Here is a 19,613-nt window from a genome sequence, read left to right on the forward strand (position 1 = left end):
CCACATAGCCATGATCGACAACCTCGCCAGAAGAGTCACCGACGAAACCACCCCGACCTGGCGAGACCCCTACGACCCAGAAATATCACAAACTACGTGAACCAGACGCCCTCTCAGAGGTCGGCGCAGGCGGCGATGCGCTCCTCCAACTGCTCGATGGTCGCCTGGGCGCTGGGCGGGCCGCCGCAGCGGCGCCGCAGCTCCGCGTGGATCCGGCCGTGCGGGGTCTCGGTGCGGTGGTGGTGGGCCGCCACGAGCGTGTTGAGCTGCCGGCGCAGCGCCACCCGCCGCTGCGCGGCCGAGGCCGGCGCCGCCGCCCGCTCGCCGGCCTGCTGGGGCGCGGTGTCCCCGACCCGCCGCTCGCGCCGCTGCGCCGCGAGCTGGTCGGCCTGCCGCTTGCTCAGCAGGACCGAGACCTGGTCGGCGGTGAGCAGGCCGGGCAGCCCGAGGTACTCCTCCTCCTCGGGCGTACCGGCGCCCACCGGCGCGCCGAAGGTCGCCCCGTCGAAGATCACCTGATCCAGCTCGGCGGTCGCCGACAGCGCCTCGAACCGGTTCTCCAGCTCCCCCGAGGCCCGGTCGGCCTGCTGGGCGCGCTCCAGCAGCTCGTCCTCCCAGCCCTCCCGCTTCGGACCGCCCAGCACGTGGTCGCGCTGGGCCTCCAGTTCGCTGGCCAGCCCGAGCAGGTGGGGCACCGAGGGCAGGAACACCGACGCCGTCTCGCCCGTCCGCCGGGCGCGGACGAACCGGCCGATCGCCTGGGCGAAGAACAGCGGCGTCGACGCGCTGGTGGCGTACACCCCGACGGCCAGCCGCGGGATGTCCACCCCCTCGGAGACCATCCGCACGGCCACCAGCCAGCGGTCCGCCGAGGACGCGAACGCGGCGATCCGCGCCGAGGCGCCGACGTCGTCGGAGAGCACGACGACGGCGGCCTGGCCGGTGATGTCGCGCAGCAGCCGGGCGTACGCCCGGGCGGACTGCTGGTCGCTGGCGATGACCAGCCCGCCCGCGTCCGACATGCCCGCGTCGCGCAGCACCTGGAGCCGGGCGTCGGCGGCGCGCAGGACCTGCGGCATCCACTGGCCCACCGGGTCCAGCGCGGTCCGCCAGGCCTGGGCGACGAGGTCCTGGGTCATCGGCTCGCCGAGCCGGCAGGCCAGCTCGTCGCCGGCGCTGGTCCGCCAGCGGGTCTCGCCCGAATACGCCAGGAAGATCACCGGTCGGACCACGCCGTCGGCGAGCGCGTCGGCGTACCCGTAGGTCGAGTCGGCGCGGGAGCGGGCCAGGCCGTCGCCGCCGGCCTCGTAGGTGACGAACGGGATCGGGTTGTCGTCGGACCGGAACGGCGTACCGGTCAGCATCAGCCGCCGCACGGCGGGCGCGAAGGCGGCGACGACGCCCTCCCCCCAGGTGCGGGAGTCCCCCGCGTGGTGGATCTCGTCGAGGATCACCATCGTGCGCCGCGTCATGGTGCGGCGCCGGTGTACCGCGGGCGCCATGCCGATCTGCGCGTACGTGACGACCGCGCCGTGGAAGTCGGCCGAGGAGTGCACGTCGGCGTTGCGGAACGCGGCGTCGAGCTGGATGCCGACCCGGGCGGCCGCCTCGGCCCACTGCGTCTTGAGGTGCTCGGTCGGCGCGACGACGGTGACCGCCTCGACCGTCCCGTCGATCAGGCACTCGGCGGCGATCCGCAGCGCGAATGTCGTCTTGCCGGCGCCGGGCGTCGCGACGGCGAGGAAGTCGCTGGCGCGGCGGCGCAGGTACTCGACCAGCGCGCGCCGCTGCCACGCCCGCAGCGGCGGAAACGCCTCGCGGTCAGGCAGCGCTACGGGCACGACGGATCCTTCCGCAGGGGGACGGGGGCGACACGGCCCGCTGCGGGCGCGGCGGGCGCACCACCGGTCGGGTGGCGCACGGTGGTCATCGCCGCGGCGGCGCGGCGGGCCGGCTCACGTCCAGTTCGCCAGCTTCTCCTCGTCCTCGTAGATCTCCTTGCACTCCGGGCAGACCGGGAACTTGCTCGGGTCGCGGGAGGGCACCCAGACCTTGCCGCACAGGGCCTTGACCGGCGTACCCAGGACCATCGCCTCGGTGATCTTGTCGGCTTCGGCGTAGTGCGAGAACCGCTCGTGGTCCCCCTGCTCCAGGGGCGCCTCGATCCGCTCGTCGAGCGTCGTGCCGCCGCCCTGCGGCTCCAGCGTCCCGCGGTGCGTCGCCACCATCGCCGGACCCGTCGTCACCTCGCGGGCCGTCGTCACCTTCGGGGCCGTCGCCGCGCCCGGGGCGCCCGTCACTCGAATCGTCACGGCGGCCATTCTGCCAGGCGCGGGCACCGGCGCCCAACAGCCCGTCGGCCGGTCCCGCCCGCCGCCCGGCGGGCCGGCGCGGCCGGTTCAGTCGTCGGCGTCGATCACCGTCGCGGCGCGGCGGCTGTCCAGGGTGCGGGCGGGAGCCCCCGGGGCCGGGGCCGGGGCGCGCAGCCGGTGCTGCGGCTTGGCGGGCCGGTCGTTGGCGATCAGCACGGCCAGCCAGGGCAGCAGCACCATCGCCACCGCGCAGATCGTCAGCCACAGCCACAGCAGCGGCACCTCGGCGCTGGCCAGCACCGCACCCAGGATCAGGCACGCCACCCGGACGGACATCATCGTCAGGTACCGGCGCTGCCGCGAGCGTAGCTGCGCGTCCGCACTCGGCTGCGCGTCGGTGATCAGTTGCGGCGCCTCTCGGGCCACGGTGCCCTCCCGCCCGCGGTCGCCGGGGGACCCGGGGCGCCCGCTAGGTGTCGGCCTCGGCCGCCCGCGCGGCGGCCTTCCTCTCCTGCTCGAACCCGCGGACCCGCGTCAGGCCGTGCCCGTCGAACGATGTCCGCCACTGAACGGTACGCCCCCGCGCGGCCGCGCTCCGCCTCAGGATTCTCCGGCCTTCGCCGCCGCCTTCGCCTGCTGCTTGTACTCGCGCACCCGGAGCAGCGAAGCACCATCGACGATGTCGGCCACGGAGCGGAACGCGCCCTCCTCGCCGTACCGGCCGCACGCCTCCCGCCAACCCTGCGGCCGCACGCCGAACTGCTTGCCGAGCAGGGCGGCGAAGATCTGCGCCTTCTGCGTGCCGAAGCCCGGCAACTCGCCGACCCGGGTGACCAGCTCCTGGCCGGTGGCGACGCCGGCCCACACCGCACCGGCGTCCCCGCCGTACCGCTCGACCAGGATGCGGCACACGTCCCGGACCCGGACCGCCATCGCCTTCGGGAAGCGGTGCAGGGCCGGCCGCTGCGCGAAGACGGCGATCAGGGCGTCCGGGTCGTAGTCGGCCAGCTCCTGCGCCGTGGGCTCGTGGCCCAGCCGCCGGGCCAGGTCGTACGGCGAGGCGAACGCCCGTTCGAGCGGGATCTGCTGGTCGAGCACCATGCCGACGAGGAGGGCCAGCGGGCTGCGTCGCAGCAGGTCGTTGGCCTCGGGGGCGATCGGCAGCGAGAGCGTCATGAGGTACATGGTGCCGGCACGGCACCGGCTGGATCAACGAGTCCCGTATTTGATCCGTCTACCGGTCCGAGCTTCGGGTGGACCGGTCCGGCCGGCGGGTGGCATGACGGTGGCCGCCGAGGCGGTGTGGGGAGACACCGGCCGGGCGGCCACCGGGGAGGGTGACGTTCACTCGCTAGTTGACGACGGCGACGCGGACCACGTCGAAGGCCGGCGTCTGGTTGGCCCGCTCCATCATCGGCAGGCGGTGCGAGCCGTCGCCGGCCCAGACCGCGCACTGGGCGGTACCGGCCGTCGGCATCCCGTCGACGCGGATCTGCACCTGGTCCGGCTGCGCGCCGCCCCGGCCGTCCTCGGTCGCCTCGAAGAAGGCGGGGTCCGGGGCCGGGTTCTGGGCGACCTGCTGGTTGCCCAGCATCCGGCAGGCGGTGTGGATGTGGCCGCGCTGCAGGCCCTGGCCGTTGAGCAGGGACGCCTCCAGGTAGTAGCCGCCGTCGGCCGCGCCGAGGAACCGGTCGCGGACCAGGTTGCGACTGCTCACCACCAGGTTGAACGCCTGCCCGCGGCGCACCGCGCGGGGCGCGCCGGTGATCAGCAGGGACGGGTTCTGGCCCGCCGCGCTGACTTCGCCGAACTGCGTGTTGACGCAGCGCAGCCCGGCCTGGAAGCCGTCGTGGGGCTGTAGTCGGCTGCCGTTGCAACTCCGGCTGAGCACGTTGAGCCCGTTGATGACGACCTTGGTGCGGTTGTCACCTGCCCCGGCTCCCGCCCCGGCTCCTGCCCCCGCTCCTGCCCCCGTGCGGCCGCCTGCCCCGCCCCCGCCGCGGGCGCCGCCGGCAAAGGCACCGCCCACCTGCTGGGAGGACTGCCGGCGCTCGGCGGCTGAGGAGATCTGGGTGACGGCAACCGTCGCACCGAGAACCGCGAGAACCGCGCCTGCGGCGAACAGCCGCCTACCGCGCCCGGTCGGGGCGCTCGCATACCTGCGCTTCGCTGACCTGTTCACGTCTGGTCACCTTTCTTTGCGGACGGCGGGGCACCGCCCGGGAGGATCTAGCGTCGGCGGAAAACTCGGACAGATGTGGCTAGCGCGGCGATCACCGCGACAGCCAGGACCACCCAGAGCACCGCAGGGTCGAGGGCGGGGCTGGCCGGGAGACCAGGTAGGCCGGCGGCCTGGGCCGCGGCTGCCATGGCGGCCGCCCCCGGCGGGGGCGGTGGCGCTTCGGGCAGCGCGTCGTAGTTGACGAACGTCGTGCTCTCCAGCAGACGCATGTGGGTCATGACGAACCCGTTGCCGACCTCGGCGAACGCGCGCATCATCTCGTTGCGGGTGCCGGCGCGGACGCCCGCGATGACGGTGAAGACCTTGCCGTGCGCGTCCCGCAGGAGCTGGGCGTACGCCCGGTCGAACGCGTCGCCGCGGAGCTGGCCCAGCGTGGCCAGGAACCCCTTCTGGTCGGCGTTCGGGTCGGCGGGCAGGCCCACCCCCAGTCGGGCCGCCGCCTGCAGCGTCTGGCGGTCGAGGTCGGCGTGCTGGTCGGCGATGATCCGCCCGACCTCCTTGACCCGGGCGCTGGCCGCCCGGTCCTGGGCCAGTTCGCCCGCCGCCATCTCCCACAGGCCCGCCTGCCGGACCTTGATCAGAAGGTCCCGGTCGGCCGGTCCGAGGGGGCCCCACTGGGTGGAGACCCACCCGCCGGGCATGGAGCCCGGGATGTCCGGCGCCGCCGCCGCGGGCGTCGTACCGCCGAACCAGAGCACCCCCAGCGTGGTCACCGCCAGTGACGCGAGGAGCGCGGTGAACCGCTTAGGACGAGACCACATACGCACCTCCAACTTTACTCACCGGAATACTTCTCCACTCCACTGACAGGGACCGTATGGGGTTCGTCAATAAAGCGTCAAGGAATAGCTTTGCAATTGGTACGAGCAGCCCGCGAACGAACCGCGAGTCCATCTGTCCAGTCAACCGAACGGCCAATCCACACTCATTCTGCGCAGTGGCCGAACAGTCGGCCGCAGAGGCCGAGCGGTCACCCGTGACACAGAATGGCCGACAAGGAATTCAAGTGTGATTCGAGTGGCGCCGAGCAATGTCGGACATCCATTTCGACGTTGTTCGATATTGTGGTCGACGGTGCGGCCCGGCGTCCGCCGCACGCTTCCGGGAGATCGGAGCGCCGGGCCGCAGCACCGTCAGTTGTAGTCGCCGCCGCCACCGCTGTCGCCGTAGCCGCCGCTCTTGTCGTTCTTCTTGTTGCCGCCGTTCCCGTACTGGCCGCCGCCGCCCTTGTCGTTGTTGCCGCCCTTGTCGTTGCCCGGCGGCGGTACGGCGCTCGGCGTGCCCTCGGGCATGCAGCTCGTGTTCTTCTTGCCGTCGGGTGCGACGACGAACCACACCCCGCCGACGCCCTGGCCCTTCCACTGGCCGGGCTCCTTGTCACCGATGTACCGGTACAGGGGCCAGCCGTTCAGGGTGATCTGCTTGGTCCCGTCCGCGCGGGTGACCGAGCCGACCTTCTCGGCGTCGATGCCCTGCAGCTTGGGATTGCCGTCGGTGTACGCCGGGGGCCACACCTTCTCGCAGTCGCCGTTGCAGTTGCTCTTGGCGGGGTCGGGGGTGTCCTTGTCGAACCGGTACATCACCCAGCCCTTCTCGTCCGTGACCACCTCGCCCATCTGCTTGACGCTCTTGGCGATGAGACGCTCGGTCAGGTCCTGGCTCTCCCCGTTCCGGTTGTCGGCGTCGCCGCCGCTGTCGCCGGCATCACCGGCGTCGCCGCTGTCGCCGGTGTCGCCACCGGCGGAGTCGCCCTCGTCCGTCGCGTCCTCGTCGGCGCCGCTGTCCGCGGCCCCTGACCCGTCGGGAGCGGCTGCCTGGTTGGCCACCGGCTGCTGGTTGACGCCGTCGCCACCCACCGGAGCGCAGGCCGACATCGACAACGCGGCGATGACGGCGAGCGCGCTGCCGGCGATCGCGTTTCGGGTCTTGACCTTCACAGATCCTCCTGGTGTTCCCGGCGGTCGATTCCGCCGTAAGGCTTCGCGGTGCCCGTTCACCTAGGAGTACGCGGCCCCGGGGCCTGCGGATTAACGGATCTGGAGATTTTTCGATGAATTGAAGACCATTGTGGACCTCCGCGGGACCGAACTCCGGGAAGGTCCGGGATATCGACGAAAATCGCTCAGACGTCGACGGACACGAGGCGGCCCGGACGGGCTCCCTCGTTCACCGACTGCACTTCGATGCGGTCGATGTCCGCGCGCTTGAGAGCGGTGGAGGCGGCGAGCTGCAACGACTTGCCGTTGTCCGCGTTGCCGTACCCGATCTGGTCCACGGTCCAGGTGCTCAGCACCTCTCCGTAACCGTCGGAGCCGACCGCGACGAGCTGGCACTTCAGCGGACCGCGCACATTGCGCAGCTCCAGCGCCAGCGCGGTGCCCCAGGGCTTCTCCGCCAGCCGCACGCTCGCCTGCACCTTGGTGGCCGGGTCGGTGGACCGGATGGCCGGCACGGATGCCAGCACGCCGCTGTCGGTGTCGGTCAGGATGCTGGCCGACGGCTGCGCCTGGGGGGTCCGCCCCCCGGTACCGCCGATGTTGCCGGCCAGCAGGCCGGCGCCCACGGCCGCGGCCAGCGCGACCACGCCCGCGGCCAGGGAGAAGGTGCGGCGCACCTTCGTGCGGCTGCGCTCGTAGGTGACCGTGTTGATCATCTTGTCCAGCATGTCGCCCTCGGCGACGGCCGCCTCGGCGTCCAGGAACGCCTCGCCGTCGACGTCGGCGAGCAGCGAGGCCACCGGCAGGAAACTCTCCAGCTCCGCCGCGCAGCGGTCGCACGCGACCAGGTGGTCCTCGAAGACGGCGGCGTCCGGCCCGTCCAGCAGACCCAGCGCGTAGGAAGCCACGTCGTAGTGCTGTGCCTCCGACCGGTTCATCGGGTCACCCCCCGCTCCTCCAGAGCCGTGCGCAGCGCGCGCAGAGCGTAGTAGACCCGGGACTTCGCGGTGCCCAGCGGCAGGCCCAGCGCCTGCGCCGCCTCCGGCACACTCCGTCCGCGGAAGTAGGTTTCGACCAGAATCTCCCGGTGCGCGTCCGACAGGGCGCGGAGGGCGTCCACCACCGTCATCATGCCAAGAACCCGGTCAGTCTCGTCGGTGGTCGGGAACGCTTCGAGGTCCCGGTCGTAGGTCTCGCTCACGCGCGCGCTCTCGCTGCGGAACTCGTCGATGGCGATCCGCCGGGCCACCGTCACCAGCCAGGGGCGCAGCGACGTCTCGCCGTTGATGCCCAGCTTGTGGGCGTTGCGCCAGGCACGCAGCAGGGTCTCCTGCACGATGTCCTCGGCGCGCTGCATGTCGCCCCCGGTGAGCCGGGAGACGAACATCAGCAGCGGGCCGGCGTGCTGCTCGTACAGCAGGCGGAGCAGCTCGTCCTCGTGGCGTTCGGCACCCGAGGACGGATCCCCCCGCCGGGTTCCAGGTCTGGGTGTCACCGCAACATCATTACCTCTCGGTGACCCGGCGTCGAGCACCCGCCAACGGTCCGCGATCGGGGCGTCGCGACTGACCGCATGCGCCGCGGCGATATTCGCGTGCGCGGACGACAACATCGGCTACCTCCGGTGCTGACGGTGCTGGACGCATGGAGATACGGGGGCGTCCGCCGTACGGATCAAAGCGATCGGGAGAATTTTCGGCCGGCCGCCGGGGCCGCCGCCCGAGGGACCGCCGGGGCGCGGGAGGATGCCGGGGTGACTGGGACTACCGCACTGCTGCCCGGGGACGATCTGGCCCGCCTGCGGGCGGCGCTGTCCGCGGCCGACTTCACCGCCACCGGCGTCGCCGCCCGGATCGGGCCCGAGGCCGCGGCGGCGGTGAACCGCGGCGACCACCGGGCCGCGCTACGCGCGACCGCGGGCGGCACCCCGCTGGACACGCTCGTGCGGCTGTACGTCTGCGGGCAGGCCGTGCCGGCGGACGCCGCCGGGGCGGCGGTGCCGGTCGCCCCCCTGCTGGCCGGCGGGCTGCTCGTCGCCGACGGCGGGGCGGTGCGCGCCGGGGTCGACCTGGAGCCGTACGGCGACGGGTGCTGGGTCGTCGCGGACCTGCCGGCGGCCGCCCGGCCGCGCGGCGCCGGGACCGCGCTGCCGGCCGACCACGTCCTCGGCGTCGGCGGCGCCTCCCGGATGCTGGGCGCGGCGACCGTCCGGCACCCGGTGGCCAGCGCGCTGGACCTCGGCACCGGCTGCGGCATCCAGGCCCTCGACCTCGCCCGGCACGCCGCCCGCGTCACGGCGACCGACGTCAGCGCCCGCGCCCTGCGGTTCGCCGCGACGACCGCCGCGCTGTCCGGCCAGTCCTGGGAGCTGCTGCCCGGCGACCTCGCCCGGCCGGTGGCCGGGCGCCGGTTCGACCTCGTGGTCAGCAATCCGCCGTTCGTGGTCGGGCCGGGCGCCGGCACCCACGCCTACCGCGACTCCGGCCGCGCCGGCGACGCGGTGTGCGCCCAGCTCGCCGCCGCCGCACCCGGACTGCTCACCGAGGGCGGCACGATGCAGTTCCTGGCCAACTGGGCGCACGTGCGCGGCGAGGACTGGGCCGACCGGGTGGCCGGCTGGGTCGAGGGCGCCGGCCTGGACGCGTGGGTGGTCCAGCGGGAGGTCTCCGACCCTCTCTCCTACGCCCGGCTCTGGCTGGCCGACGCCGGCCAGGAGCACGACCCGCACCTGCTGGCGGCGTGGCTGGACTGGTACGACGCACACAGGATCGAGGCGGTGGGGTTCGGGCTGGTGAACCTGCGGCGCACCGACGCCGCGCCGGTCGTCCGGGTCGAGGACCTGCGCCAGCCCGTCGAGGGCCGGTGGGGGGACCACGTCGCGGCGTGGTGGGCCCGGCAGGACTGGCTGCGCGGGCGGGACGCCGAGGGGCTGCTGCGCACGCGGTACCGCACGGCGCCGGAGCTGCGGCTGGAGCAGTCCGCCGCCCGGGGGGCCGACGGCTGGGCCGTGGACCGCCAGCTCCTGGCCCTGCACGGGGGGCTGGGCCGGCGGGAGGAGGTCGACCCGGTGCTGGTCGCGCTCGTGGGCGGGTGCGACGGTACCGCGACGGTCGCCGACCAGCTCGCCGTCCTCGCCGCCGCCTACGACGTACCGGCGGCGGCGCTGGCCGGGGTGGCGGGGCCGGTGCTCGCCCGGCTCGTCGAGCGGGGCGTACTCGTACCGGTGGAGGGCGACGTTGTCGGCGCGGCGTGAGGCCGCCCCGCCCGGACGGCCCGCGGGCCGTCCGGGCGGCCGCGGTGGCGGGGCGCGATGCGGGCGGTGATCCAGACGGTGACGGGGGCCCGGGTCACCGTCGAGGGCGCCGAGGTGGGCGCGGTCGGCCGCGGCCTGCTCGTCCTGCTGGGCGTGACCCACGACGACACCGCGGCGACGGCCGCGACGATGGCCCGCAAGATCCACGAGCTGCGGCTGTGGGACGACCGGTCGGCCGCCGAGCTGGGCCTGCCGGTGCTGCTGGTCAGCCAGTTCACGCTCTACGGCGACGCGCGCCGCGGACGGCGTCCGAGCTGGGCCGCCGCCGCGCCCGCGGCGGCCGCCGCGCCGCTGGTCGAGGCGTGCGCGGCGGCCCTGCGCGCCCGCGGCGCCGAGGTGGCCACCGGCCGGTTCGGCGCCCACATGCAGGTCAGCAGCACCAACGACGGGCCGCGCACGATCATCCTCGACGTGTGACCCGCCCTGCGGGGCCGGCACCGACCACGCCGCGGCCGCCCCGCGGGCCGGCCGGTGTCAGGAGAACAGGCCGCGCCGCTGGCAGGACTGCCGCAGCCAGCCGTCCAGGTGCGCCGACCAGTCGATCTGGTCCACCGTGGCGTAGTCGACCGTGAAGCGGCCGAACGCGTCGCTGCCCTCGGTGAACAGCCCGCCCCGCTTGTCCACCTCCAGGACGACCTGGAGCTGGTGCGGCGTGGCCACGAAGGTCAGCTCCAACTGGTTGATCATCCCCGCGTACTGCGGGGACGGGTGGAACTCGATCTCCTGGTAGAACGGCAGCTCCTGCTGGACGCCGTACAGCCGGCCCTTCTCGTTGTCCGCCCGGCTGAACCGGAAACCGAGCTGGACCAGCGCCTCCAGCAGCCGCTCCTGGGCCGGCAGCGGGTGTACCGCCACCTGGTCCAGGTCGCCCTTGTCGACCGCCCGGGCCACGGACAGCTCCGTGCGCACGCCCATGGTCATCCCGGTCAGCCGCTGGCCGTACACCTCCGTGATCGGCGTCTCCCACGGCACGTCCAGGCGGAACGGGATGCTCTGCTTCGCCCCCGGCGCGAGCGCGAACGACCCCGCCACGAGCAGCCGCTGGAACTCCTGGGTGGAGTGGAACTCGCTGTCCCCGGACTCGACCTCGACCTCGGTGACCAGGCCGAGGGCGACGTGCTCGATGGCGACCTCGTGGTCGCCGCCGACGATGTGGACCTGGCCCTCCAGGTGCCCGCCCGGCCGGCAGCGCGGATCCGTCAGGACGGTGTCGACCGACGGCCCGCCCACCCCGAACGCCTGCATCATCCGCTTGAAGACCAAGACACGCTCCATCCGCTCACACCGGGCCGGCACGCCGCCGGCCGCTGCCTGGGTGTCCGCCCGAAGTTACCCCGGCCGCGCCGCACCTCACCCGGATCACGCGCGCGACTCACGGACGTTTCACGGAGCGTCAGCAAAGCTGACCCCCACACCGCGCGGTGGCCCCTCACCCGCGGCGTACACCGACGGGGCGAAGGAGAGGACCATGGGCCTGCACCTGATCACGAGGGACGGCGCCGGGACAGCGATCCGGCCGGAGCCCGACCTGGACGCGTGCGACGAGCGCGGCGTCTCCGCCGACCTCGTCCGGGTGTACCTGAACGGGATCGGCCGCACCGCGCTGCTGAGCGCCGCGCAGGAGGTCGAGCTGTCCCGCCGGGTCGAGGCCGGCCTGTACGCGGCGCAGAAGCTCGCCGACGGGGTCGCCGACCCGGCGCTCGCCGCCGACCTGCGGCTCGTCGCCCGCGAGGGGGGCGCCGCCAAGAACCAGCTCCTGGAGGCCAACCTGCGCCTCGTGGTGAGCATCGCTAAGCGGTACGCCGGTCGGGGCATGGCCTTCCTCGACCTGATCCAGGAGGGCAACGTCGGGCTGATCCGGGCGGTGGAGAAGTTCGACTACGCCAAGGGCTACAAGTTCTCCACGTACGCGACCTGGTGGATCCGCCAGGCGATCTCCCGGGCGATGGCCGACCAGGCGCGGACGATCCGGCTGCCCGTCCACATGGCCGAGCAGGTCAGCCGGCTGGCCCGGGTCCGCCGCGAGCTGACCCTGACCCTCGGCCGCGAGCCGCTGGTGGCCGACCTCGCCGACGCGCTCGACGTGACCGAGGTGGCCGTCCTGGAGCTGCTGTCCTACGACCGGGAACCGGTCAGCCTCGACCAGAGCGTCGGCGAGGACGGCGAGAGCGTCCTGGCCGACTTCGTGACGCCGGTGGTGCACGGGCCGCAGCACGACCCCGGACTGCGGTCCGAGGTGGAGGAGATGCTGGCCGGGCTGTCCAGCCGCGAGCAGGCGGTGATCCGGCTGCGGTACGGGCTGGACGACGGCCGGCACCGCACGCTGGACGAGGTGGGCCGGGAGTTCGGCCTGTCGCGCGAGCGGGTGCGGCAGATCGAGCGCGGGACCCTGACCAAGCTGCGCCGGCCGATCCTGGTCGCCTGAGGAGAAGGCACCGGTCAGGGTGTCGGCCCTGTCGCCACCGGGCGGGCGGGGTCGGCGACCCAGTTGCTCCACGAGCCCACGTACAGGGCGGCGTCGGGCCGGCCGGCCACGTGCAGCGCTAGGACCGCCTGCGCGGCTGCCACTCCCGAGCCGCAGTACGCCCCCACGGGCACCCCGTCGCGCACGCCCGCCCGCGCGAACGCCGCGCGCAGCCCGGCCGGGTCCGCGAGCGCCGCGCCGGCCAGCGCCGGTACCGGCAGGTTCACCGCGCCCGGGACGTGGCCGGCGACGGGGTCGATCGGCTCGACCTCGCCGCGGTACCGCGCCGCCGCCCGCACGTCCAGCAGGACGCCCTCGGGTCCGGTGGCCAGCGCCGCCGCGGCGGCCGCGTCGAGGACCGGCAGCCCGCCCGCCGCGACCACGAAGTCGCCCGCGGGCGGCGCCGGCACGGACCCGGTGACCGGCGCGCCCGCGGCCGTCCAGGCGGCGAAGCCCCCGGCCAGCACACGCACGTCGCCGTGGCCGGCCCAGCGCAGCGTCCACCAGGCGCGGGCGGCGCCGGCGCCGTCCCCGTCGTCGTACACCACCACCGGCGTGCCCGCCCGGACCCCGGCCGCCCGCAGCGCCGCCTGCAGCGGCGCGGGCGCGGGCAGCGGGTGCCGGCCCGCCGGCCCGGGCGGCCCGGACCAGACGGCGTCCAGGTCCACGAACACCGCGCCCGGCAGGTGCCCGGCCCGGTAGTCGTCGGCGGCCGGCGGGCCGAGCAGCCGCCAGCGGGTGTCCAGGACGGCGGGCGGGGCGGGCGCCGCCAGCTCCGCCGCGAGGGTGTCGACGTCGACGAGGACCGCAGTCATGGTCCCAGTGAACACCAGCGGCACCGGGCCTGGCGCCCCCGGCCCGGCACCGGGCGCGGTGCCGGAGATGTCCGCAGTGCCGCCGCGCCCCGGCGGCCGTCACGGCGGGTAGCATCGACCGCCGGAGGTCACCGGCGCCGGGACCGCCGGGTCGCCGCCCCCTGCGCGTGGGCGGCCGCACCCGGGTCCGCCGCCCGACCTCGCGGGCGGTCCGGGCGGCAGTCGCGGGCGCCACCGGAAAGCCACCAGCAACGACACCGTCGGGAGGGTGCCGTGAAGCACCTCGTGGACACCACCGAGATGTACCTGCGCACCGTGCTGGAGCTGGAGGAGGAGGGCGTCCCGCCGCTGCGCGCGCGGATCGCCGAGCGACTCCACCAGAGCGGCCCGACGGTGAGCCAGACCGTGGCCCGGATGGAACGCGACGGCCTGCTCACGGTGGAGGGCGACCGGCACCTGGCGCTGACCGACCTCGGCCGCGCCCACGCCGTCGCCGTCATGCGCAAGCACCGGCTCGCCGAGCTGCTGCTCGTCAACGTCATCGGGCTGCCGTACGAGGACGCCCACGAGGAGGCGTGCCGCTGGGAGCACGTGATGAGCGACGCCGTCGAGCGGCGGGTGTACGACCTGCTGCACCGGCCGACGCGCTCGCCGTACGGCAACCCGATCCCCGGGCTCGACGAGTTCGACGGCGACCGGGCGGTGTCCGACCCGACGGGCGACGGCGAGCGGAACCTCGCCTTCCCGGGACTGGCGGGCCAAGTCGTCGTCGCGCGGATCTGCGAGAGCGTGCAGACCGACGTGGACGTCCTGCACCAGCTCCACGCCGCCGGGGTCGACCCGGGCGCGGTGGTGACGGTGGCGCAGGAGCGCGACGGGGTGCTGGTCGACCGGGCGGGCTCGCAGGTCCGGCTGCCGCGCGAGGTGGCGTCCCGGGTGTTCGTCACGGTCCGCTGACCGGCCGGCCGACGGCCCGGCACGGGCGGGGCTCAGGTCACGTACGGGCAGTGCCGGCAGCCCCGGCCGCAGCAGGTGCCGCGGGCGGCGAGGAACCCGGCCGTCAGGACGAACAGGCCGGAGACCGGGTCCGGGTAGCCGGCCGCGCCGTCGGCCAACGCCGCCGCGTGCGCGGCCAGGACGGCGTCCCTGCCCGGCGCGTCGGGGGCCAGCCGGTCCGGGTGCGGGACGGTGAGCGGCCGCGCCGCCAGCGGTGCCGCGCGCGGCGACGGGGCGTCCATCGGGCGAGCCTAGCGTCGGCCGCGCGGCGTCGGCCAGGCGCGGGTCGGCCAGGCATCGGTGGGGTCAGGCGCGGGTCGGGGCCGTCGGCACGATGACGGGTGTCTCCGTCGCCGCCGCCGCGTGCCGCGCGCGCCGGCCGCGGCCGATGCGGCCGCCCGGCGACTGCTTGCCCGCCGCGGCGGCCACCACCGTCGCCGCGCGCCGGTCCATCCGCCGGCTGAACAGTTGCTGGAGGATCCCGCCCAGCAGTGCGACGCCCAGGATCTCACCGGCGCTGCGGGGGGTGAACGGGACGACGCCCGCGCCGAGCACGAGCACCGCGAGCAGCGCGGTCAGCCCGCCCCACGGCAGCTTGACCAGCAGCAGCGCCGACGACAGTCCCGGTTCGGGGAGGTCGAGGCGGCCGAGCCGGGCGGTCGCCGCCGCGCACAGCGCGGCCGCCACGACGCCGAGCAGGGCCACCACGGCGATGTCGCCGCCGGTCGCCGCCCCGCCCGCCAGCGCCGCGCCCGGTCCGGTGACGGCGCGCACGCCGGTGGGGCAGGCCGCCTGGTCGAAGCCGAGCGGGAAGCACAGCGACAGCGCGGAGGGGTGCCACACGCCGACGACCAGCAGGCTGACCAGGATGGCGGTGAGGACCGCACCGGTCGCGTACACGATCTGCCGGAGGCGCACCACCCGCGAACGCGCGGCGCGCTGCGCCGCGTGCCCCGCGGCCACCGCGTACGCGAGCGACTCGCGCAACTGCCGGTCGAGCGGGCCGTACTGCTGGGCCAGCGCCTCCACCTGCACCCGCCGCAGGTCGTCCGGCGGCAGGAACCGCCGCAGGTGGGTGACCAGTCCGGGCAGCGCGCCGCGCAGCACGTCGGAGGGCGCGATCCGCAGCACCTGCGCCTCGGCCGCGTGCACGTTGGCCCAGGTGCGGACGGCGTCGGTACCGGTCAGCGCGCCCCACAGGCGCCACAGCGTCGGCGCGCCGGTGCTGTCGGCGCTCTCGCGCGCGGCGGCCAGGTGTCCGCTGGCCGCCTCGTCGACGGCCTGGGCCACCGCGATCTCGGCGGGGTCGGGGTAGCCGCCCGGTACGTGCTCGCGCGCCGTGATCTCCGCTATGCAACGGCGACGTAACGCCTCGGTCTCGGCGATGCGGCACAGCGCGTCCTCGCGCCACGCCGCCGACGCCGGTCCGCCCACATGCACGGCTAGGACGTCCGCGGGGACCAGGCTGGTCCGGTGTTCGCCGCTGCGCGGAAGACTCCCCATGGCCTGATCCTTGCGCGTCTGCGGCGTTCGTGCTGGCGGATCCGGTCAATAAGGGCGCGGTACTGCGCAGTCCGACTCGCGCAGCGGTAGGGTCGCCCGCGGGTCGCGCCAGTGTCGACCCCCGGCGTGCGGCGCCCGGTACCCGGGCCGCGCCGGCCGACTGCCCGTGGAGGACAGATGAGCAAGCCCACCGTCGCGCCGATCACCGGAGACGCCCCCGCCGACCTCGTCGTGACCGACCTGACCGTCGGCGACGGCGCCGAGGTCACCGCCGGCCAGACGGCCACCGTGCACTACGTCGGCGTCGCGCACAGCACGGGCGAGCAGTTCGACGCGAGCTGGGACCGGCACGAGCCGTTCAGCTTCCCTGTCGGCGCCGGCCAGGTCATCGCGGGCTGGGACACCGGTGTCACCGGGATGCGGGTCGGCGGCCGCCGCCGGCTGGAGATCCCGCCGCACCTGGGGTACGGCAGCCGCGGCGCGGCTGGCGCCATCAAACCGGATGAGACGCTGATCTTCGTGGTCGACCTGCTGGACGTCCGCTGAGTCTGCCCGTCGGGGCAGCGGCGCCCCGCCGTCAGGAGCAGCCGGAGGTGGCGCCGCAGCCCTCGCACACGTAGCAGGAGCCGGCCGGGCGCATCGGGATGCCGCACGTGAAGCACAGCGGTGCGTCCGCCGCCCGGTCCGGCGCGGGACGCGGGGCCGGTGCGGCCGGGTGGCCCGTCCGGCCGTCCGCGGTCGGCGCGGCGGTGTCGGGCGCAGCGGCGGTGTCGGGCGCGGTCGTGCCGACCGGCCCGGGCGGCGCGGACGCGACGGGCGCGGAGGCGGCCATGCCCGGCAGGTCCAGGTCCTCGCCGGCCTCGGCGCGCGCCTGGGCCGTGCGCTCGGCCGCGCTGAGGATGCCCAGGTCGGCGCGCGTGTCGTACGGCAGGTGGTCCAGCGCCAGCCGGCGGAAGATGTAGTCGACGACCGAGGCGGCCATCCGGACGTCCGGGTCGTCGGTGAGTCCGGCCGGCTCGAAGCGCATGTTGGTGAACTTGGCGACGAAGGTCTCCAGCGGCACGCCGTACTGCAGCCCGATGGAGATGGCCACCGAGAAGGCGTCCATGACGCCGGCCAGCGTCGAGCCCTGCTTGGACATCTTGAGGAACAGCTCGCCGAGCCCGTCGTCGGGGTACGACGACGCCGTCAGGTAGCCCTCGGCGCCACCGACGGCGAACGAGGTGGTCTGCGAGGGCCGGCGCTTGGGCAGCCGCCGGCGGACGGGCCGGTGCGCGGGCTCGGCGGTGCCCGGCGCGGCCGCGGCGTTCGGCGCCGTCGCCGCGGCGGCCGCCCGGCCGCCCGCGGACAGCGGCTGGCCCACCTTGCAGTTGTCCCGGTAGATCGCCAGCGCCTTCAGGCCGCTCCGCCAGCCCTCGAAGTAGATCTCCCGGACGTCGGCCACCGTGGCCGACTCGGGCATGTTGACGGTCTTGCTGATCGCGCCGCTGAGCAGGGGCTGGACGGCGGCCATCATCCGCACGTGGCCCATCGGCGCGATCGCCCGCGCGCCCATCGCGCAGTCGAACACCGCCTGGTGCGCGGGCTGCAGGCCCGGGGCGTCCACCACGTCGCCGTGCGCGGCGACGTGCGCCACGACGGCCTCGACCTGGGCCGCGGAGTAGCCGAGGGTCCGCAGCGCCCGGGGCACCGTCCGGTTGACGATCTGCATCGACCCGCCGCCGACGAGCTTCTTGTGCTTGACCAGCGCCAGGTCCGGTTCGATGCCGGTGGTGTCGCAGTCGAGCATGAAGCTGATCGTTCCGGTGGGGGCCAGCAGGCTCGCCTGGGCGTTGCGCCAGCCGCTCACGGCGCCCCGCGCGTTGCCCTCGCGCCACTGCGTGGCCGCCGCGCGCAGGATCGCCGCCGCGACCGGGCCGGCCGCCTCGACCGCGTCGCTGGCCCCGGCGTGCCGGCGCAGGACCCGCTGGTGGGCATCCGCGTTGCGCGCGTACCCCTCGTACGGGCCGACCACGCCGGCCAGCTCGGCCGAGCGGCGGTACGCGACGGCCGTCATCAGCGACGTGACGGCCGCCGCCAGCGAGCGCCCGGCCGCCGAGTCGTACGGCAGGCCGCTGGCCATCAGCAGCGCGCCGAGGTTGGTGTAGCCGACGCCGAGCTGGCGGTACGCGCGGGTGACCTCGGCGATGGTCTCCGTCGGGAAGTCCGCGAAGCAGATGGAGATGTCCATGGCCGTGGTCACCAGGGCCACCGAGTCGACGAACCGGTCGACCGCGAACGCGCCGTCGTCGTCCAGGAAGCGCATCAGGTTGAGCGAGGCGAGGTTGCAGGAGGAGTTGTCCAGGCTCAGGTACTCCGAGCAGGGGTTCGACGCCGTGATCCGGCCCGACTCCGGGTTGGTGTGCCAGGCGTTGATCGTGTCGTCGTACTGGAGCCCGGGGTCGGCGCACTCCCACGCGGCCCGGGCGATCTGGTCGAACAGGGCCCGCGCGTCGACGGTCTCCAGCACCTCGCCGTTGAGCCGCCCGCGCAGGTCGAACGTGCCGCCGTCCTCGACGGCCCGCATGAACTCGTCCGAGACCCGCACCGAGTTGTTGGCGTTCTGGTACTGCACGCTGGCGATGTCCGCCCCGCCGAGGTCCATGTCGAAGCCGGCGTCGCGCAGCGCCCGGATCTTGTGCTCCTCGCGGGCCTTCAGCGCGACGAACTCCGCGATGTCGGGGTGGTCCACGTCCAGGACGACCATCTTCGCCGCCCGGCGGGTCGCCCCGCCCGACTTGATCGTGCCGGCCGAGGCGTCGGCGCCGCGCATGAAGCTGATCGGGCCGGAGGCGGTGCCGCCGGAGGACAGCAGCTCCTTCGAGGACCGGATCCGGGAGAGGTTGACGCCGGCGCCCGAGCCGCCCTTGAAGATCAGGCCCTCCTCGCGGTACCAGTCCAGGATCGAGTCCATCGAGTCGTCGACGCTGAGGATGAAGCAGGCCGAGACGAACTGCGGCGACGCGGTGCCGACGTTGAACCAGACCGGCGAGTTGAAGCTGAACACCTGGTGCAGCAGCATCCAGGTCAGCTCGTGGGCGAAGATCTCGGCGTCCTGCGGGCCGGCGAAGTAGCCCTCCCGCTCCCCCGTCGCCCGGTACGCGCCGACGACCCGGTCGATGAGCTGGCGCAGCGACGACTCGCGCCGCGGGGTGCCGACGGCTCCGCGGAAGTACTTGGTGGTGACGATGTTGCCGGCGTTGACCGACCAGTCGGCGGGGAACTCGACGCCGGACTGCGCGAAGTTGACGGTGCCGTCGCGCCAGTTGGTCACCACGACGTCGCGGCGCTCCCACTCCACCTCGTCGTAGGGGTGCACGCCCGCGGTGGTCCACACCCGGTCGACGCGCAGGCCCCGGGTCGGGGCCGCGGTGTCGTCGGTCGCCTTGCTGCGGGTGCTCACGACGTCGTCCTCCTCGGACGCGGCGGGCGCGGTCGCGCCGGCCGCTCAGGTGGTGGCCGCCGCCTCGGACGCCCCGGGCCTGGCCCGGGCGGCGGCGTCCTCGCGGAGGGCGGAGATCTCGGCCTCGAAGTCGGTCAGCGACTCGAAGGAGCGGTACACGCTGGCGAAGCGCAGATAGGCGACCTCGTCCAGCTCGCGCAGCGGCCCGAGGATCGCCAGGCCGACCTCGTGGCTCGGAATCTCGGCGGCGCCCCGGGCGCGGACGGTCTCCTCGACCTTCTGGGCGAGCAGGGCCAGGGCGTCGGCGTCGACGGGCCGGCCCTGGCACGCCTTGCGCACCCCACCGATGATCTTGGGGCGGCTGAACGGCTCGGTGACGCCGCTGCGCTTCACCACCGCGAGCACGGCCTCCTCGACCGTGGTGAACCGCTTGCCGCACTCCGGGCAGGAGCGGCGGCGGCGGATGAGCTGGCCGTCGTCCGCCTCGCGGGAGTCGACCACCCGGGAGTCGGCGAACCGGCAGTACGGACAGCGCACCGTGAACCCTCTCTGACCGTGAAACCCCAACTTGTTGGCAAGCTACACCGCT

The 19,613-nt window shown here is 74.5% G+C and carries 20 protein-coding genes; 5 read left to right on the top strand and 15 right to left on the bottom strand.

What is annotated here, in order from left to right; translation table 11 throughout:
• Window positions 1–113 precede the first annotated feature (113 nt).
• From IEY75_RS09785 to IEY75_RS09825, 9 genes are all read right to left on the bottom strand, one after another.
• The gene (locus IEY75_RS09785) at window positions 114–1,841 is read right to left on the bottom strand and encodes a DEAD/DEAH box helicase (RefSeq protein WP_189113955.1); all 1,728 of its coding nucleotides are present in this window, start codon (window positions 1,839–1,841) and stop codon (window positions 114–116) included.
• 114 nt (window positions 1,842–1,955) lie between these two features.
• Window positions 1,956–2,312, bottom strand: coding sequence for a DUF3039 domain-containing protein (locus IEY75_RS09790; protein ID WP_229789498.1), 357 nt, complete (start codon window positions 2,310–2,312; stop codon window positions 1,956–1,958).
• Window positions 2,313–2,399: 87 nt separating this feature from the next.
• A complete protein-coding gene (locus IEY75_RS09795) occupies window positions 2,400–2,738 on the bottom strand; it encodes a DUF3099 domain-containing protein (protein WP_189113956.1) in 339 nt (112 codons plus the stop codon).
• A 174-nt stretch (window positions 2,739–2,912) separates the two neighbouring features.
• Window positions 2,913–3,488 (bottom strand): HhH-GPD-type base excision DNA repair protein, encoded by a 576-nt coding sequence (locus IEY75_RS09800; protein WP_189113957.1) that lies wholly within the window; start codon window positions 3,486–3,488, stop codon window positions 2,913–2,915.
• A gap of 175 nt (window positions 3,489–3,663) precedes the next feature.
• Entirely contained in the window at window positions 3,664–4,494 is an 831-nt protein-coding gene (locus IEY75_RS09805; protein ID WP_189113958.1) for a Pecanex-like protein 1, read from the bottom strand.
• Between the two features lie 47 nt (window positions 4,495–4,541).
• Window positions 4,542–5,315: a DUF4142 domain-containing protein gene (locus IEY75_RS09810; RefSeq protein ID WP_189113959.1), complete on the bottom strand. Its 774-nt coding sequence runs from the start codon at window positions 5,313–5,315 to the stop codon at window positions 4,542–4,544.
• 372 nt (window positions 5,316–5,687) lie between these two features.
• Window positions 5,688–6,491, bottom strand: a complete 804-nt coding sequence (locus IEY75_RS09815) for a hypothetical protein (RefSeq protein WP_229789499.1) — start codon at window positions 6,489–6,491, stop codon at window positions 5,688–5,690.
• A gap of 185 nt (window positions 6,492–6,676) precedes the next feature.
• Window positions 6,677–7,429, bottom strand: a complete 753-nt coding sequence (locus tag IEY75_RS09820) for a hypothetical protein (protein ID WP_189113960.1) — start codon at window positions 7,427–7,429, stop codon at window positions 6,677–6,679.
• Window positions 7,426–8,043, bottom strand: coding sequence for a sigma-70 family RNA polymerase sigma factor (locus IEY75_RS09825; protein WP_373290253.1), 618 nt, complete (start codon window positions 8,041–8,043; stop codon window positions 7,426–7,428). Before IEY75_RS09825 ends, IEY75_RS09820 begins: the two co-directional genes overlap by 4 nt.
• Window positions 8,044–8,244: 201 nt before the next feature.
• Between IEY75_RS09825 and IEY75_RS09830 the strand changes: the two genes are divergently transcribed.
• Both IEY75_RS09830 and dtd read left to right on the top strand, forming a co-directional pair.
• Complete coding sequence (locus IEY75_RS09830; RefSeq protein WP_229789502.1) at window positions 8,245–9,744, top strand: DUF7782 domain-containing protein; 1,500 nt, start codon at window positions 8,245–8,247, stop codon at window positions 9,742–9,744.
• A 57-nt stretch (window positions 9,745–9,801) separates the two neighbouring features.
• Window positions 9,802–10,221 carry a D-aminoacyl-tRNA deacylase gene (gene dtd, locus IEY75_RS09835; protein ID WP_189113963.1) on the top strand — a complete coding sequence of 140 codons (420 nt, stop codon included), beginning with the start codon at window positions 9,802–9,804 and terminating at the stop codon, window positions 10,219–10,221.
• 57 nt (window positions 10,222–10,278) lie between these two features.
• Here dtd and IEY75_RS09840 read toward each other — a convergent pair whose 3' ends face one another.
• Window positions 10,279–11,067, bottom strand: a complete 789-nt coding sequence (locus IEY75_RS09840; RefSeq protein WP_189114203.1) for a sporulation protein — start codon at window positions 11,065–11,067, stop codon at window positions 10,279–10,281.
• A 205-nt stretch (window positions 11,068–11,272) separates the two neighbouring features.
• On the opposite strand from IEY75_RS09840, the gene IEY75_RS09845 reads away from it, so the two are divergent.
• Window positions 11,273–12,229, top strand: coding sequence for a sigma-70 family RNA polymerase sigma factor (locus tag IEY75_RS09845; protein ID WP_189113964.1), 957 nt, complete (start codon window positions 11,273–11,275; stop codon window positions 12,227–12,229).
• 14 nt (window positions 12,230–12,243) lie between these two features.
• On the opposite strand, the gene IEY75_RS09850 is transcribed toward IEY75_RS09845, so the two are convergent.
• A complete protein-coding gene (locus IEY75_RS09850) occupies window positions 12,244–13,083 on the bottom strand; it encodes a sulfurtransferase (RefSeq protein WP_189113965.1) in 840 nt (279 codons plus the stop codon).
• Between the two features lie 273 nt (window positions 13,084–13,356).
• On the opposite strand from IEY75_RS09850, the gene IEY75_RS09855 reads away from it, so the two are divergent.
• Window positions 13,357–14,040 (top strand): iron-dependent transcriptional repressor DtxR, encoded by a 684-nt coding sequence (locus tag IEY75_RS09855; RefSeq protein ID WP_189113966.1) that lies wholly within the window; start codon window positions 13,357–13,359, stop codon window positions 14,038–14,040.
• A gap of 32 nt (window positions 14,041–14,072) precedes the next feature.
• Here the strand turns inward: IEY75_RS09855 and IEY75_RS09860 are convergent, their stop codons facing one another.
• Both IEY75_RS09860 and IEY75_RS09865 read right to left on the bottom strand, forming a co-directional pair.
• Window positions 14,073–14,321 (bottom strand): DUF5522 domain-containing protein, encoded by a 249-nt coding sequence (locus IEY75_RS09860; protein ID WP_189113967.1) that lies wholly within the window; start codon window positions 14,319–14,321, stop codon window positions 14,073–14,075.
• 64 nt (window positions 14,322–14,385) lie between these two features.
• Window positions 14,386–15,582, bottom strand: a complete 1,197-nt coding sequence (locus IEY75_RS09865) for a hypothetical protein (RefSeq protein ID WP_189113968.1) — start codon at window positions 15,580–15,582, stop codon at window positions 14,386–14,388.
• 177 nt (window positions 15,583–15,759) lie between these two features.
• Between IEY75_RS09865 and IEY75_RS09870 the strand changes: the two genes are divergently transcribed.
• Entirely contained in the window at window positions 15,760–16,128 is a 369-nt protein-coding gene (locus tag IEY75_RS09870; RefSeq protein WP_189113969.1) for an FKBP-type peptidyl-prolyl cis-trans isomerase, read from the top strand.
• Window positions 16,129–16,159: 31 nt separating this feature from the next.
• Here the strand turns inward: IEY75_RS09870 and IEY75_RS09875 are convergent, their stop codons facing one another.
• Complete coding sequence (locus IEY75_RS09875; protein ID WP_189113970.1) at window positions 16,160–19,024, bottom strand: vitamin B12-dependent ribonucleotide reductase; 2,865 nt, start codon at window positions 19,022–19,024, stop codon at window positions 16,160–16,162.
• Between the two features lie 45 nt (window positions 19,025–19,069).
• Entirely contained in the window at window positions 19,070–19,561 is a 492-nt protein-coding gene (gene nrdR, locus IEY75_RS09880) for a transcriptional regulator NrdR (RefSeq protein WP_189113971.1), read from the bottom strand.
• Window positions 19,562–19,613: the final 52 nt, after the last annotated feature.

It is taken from the genome of Pilimelia terevasa (assembly GCF_014647915.1).
Classification (GTDB): domain Bacteria; phylum Actinomycetota; class Actinomycetes; order Mycobacteriales; family Micromonosporaceae; genus Pilimelia; species Pilimelia terevasa.

Bases quoted from the DNA above. Each gene is read 5' to 3' on its own strand.
- IEY75_RS09800 (WP_189113957.1), bottom strand. From the start codon at position 3,488: ATGACGCTCTCGCTGCCGATCGCCCCCGAGGCCAACGACCTGCTGCGA.
- IEY75_RS09810 (WP_189113959.1), bottom strand. From the start codon at position 5,315: ATGTGGTCTCGTCCTAAGCGGTTCACCGCGCTCCTCGCGTCACTGGCG.
- IEY75_RS09820 (WP_189113960.1), bottom strand. From the start codon at position 7,429: ATGAACCGGTCGGAGGCACAGCACTACGACGTGGCTTCCTACGCGCTG.
- dtd (WP_189113963.1), top strand. From the start codon at position 9,802: ATGCGGGCGGTGATCCAGACGGTGACGGGGGCCCGGGTCACCGTCGAG.
- IEY75_RS09845 (WP_189113964.1), top strand. From the start codon at position 11,273: ATGGGCCTGCACCTGATCACGAGGGACGGCGCCGGGACAGCGATCCGG.
- IEY75_RS09850 (WP_189113965.1), bottom strand. From the start codon at position 13,083: ATGACTGCGGTCCTCGTCGACGTCGACACCCTCGCGGCGGAGCTGGCG.
- IEY75_RS09860 (WP_189113967.1), bottom strand. From the start codon at position 14,321: ATGGACGCCCCGTCGCCGCGCGCGGCACCGCTGGCGGCGCGGCCGCTC.
- IEY75_RS09865 (WP_189113968.1), bottom strand. From the start codon at position 15,582: ATGGGGAGTCTTCCGCGCAGCGGCGAACACCGGACCAGCCTGGTCCCC.
- IEY75_RS09870 (WP_189113969.1), top strand. From the start codon at position 15,760: ATGAGCAAGCCCACCGTCGCGCCGATCACCGGAGACGCCCCCGCCGAC.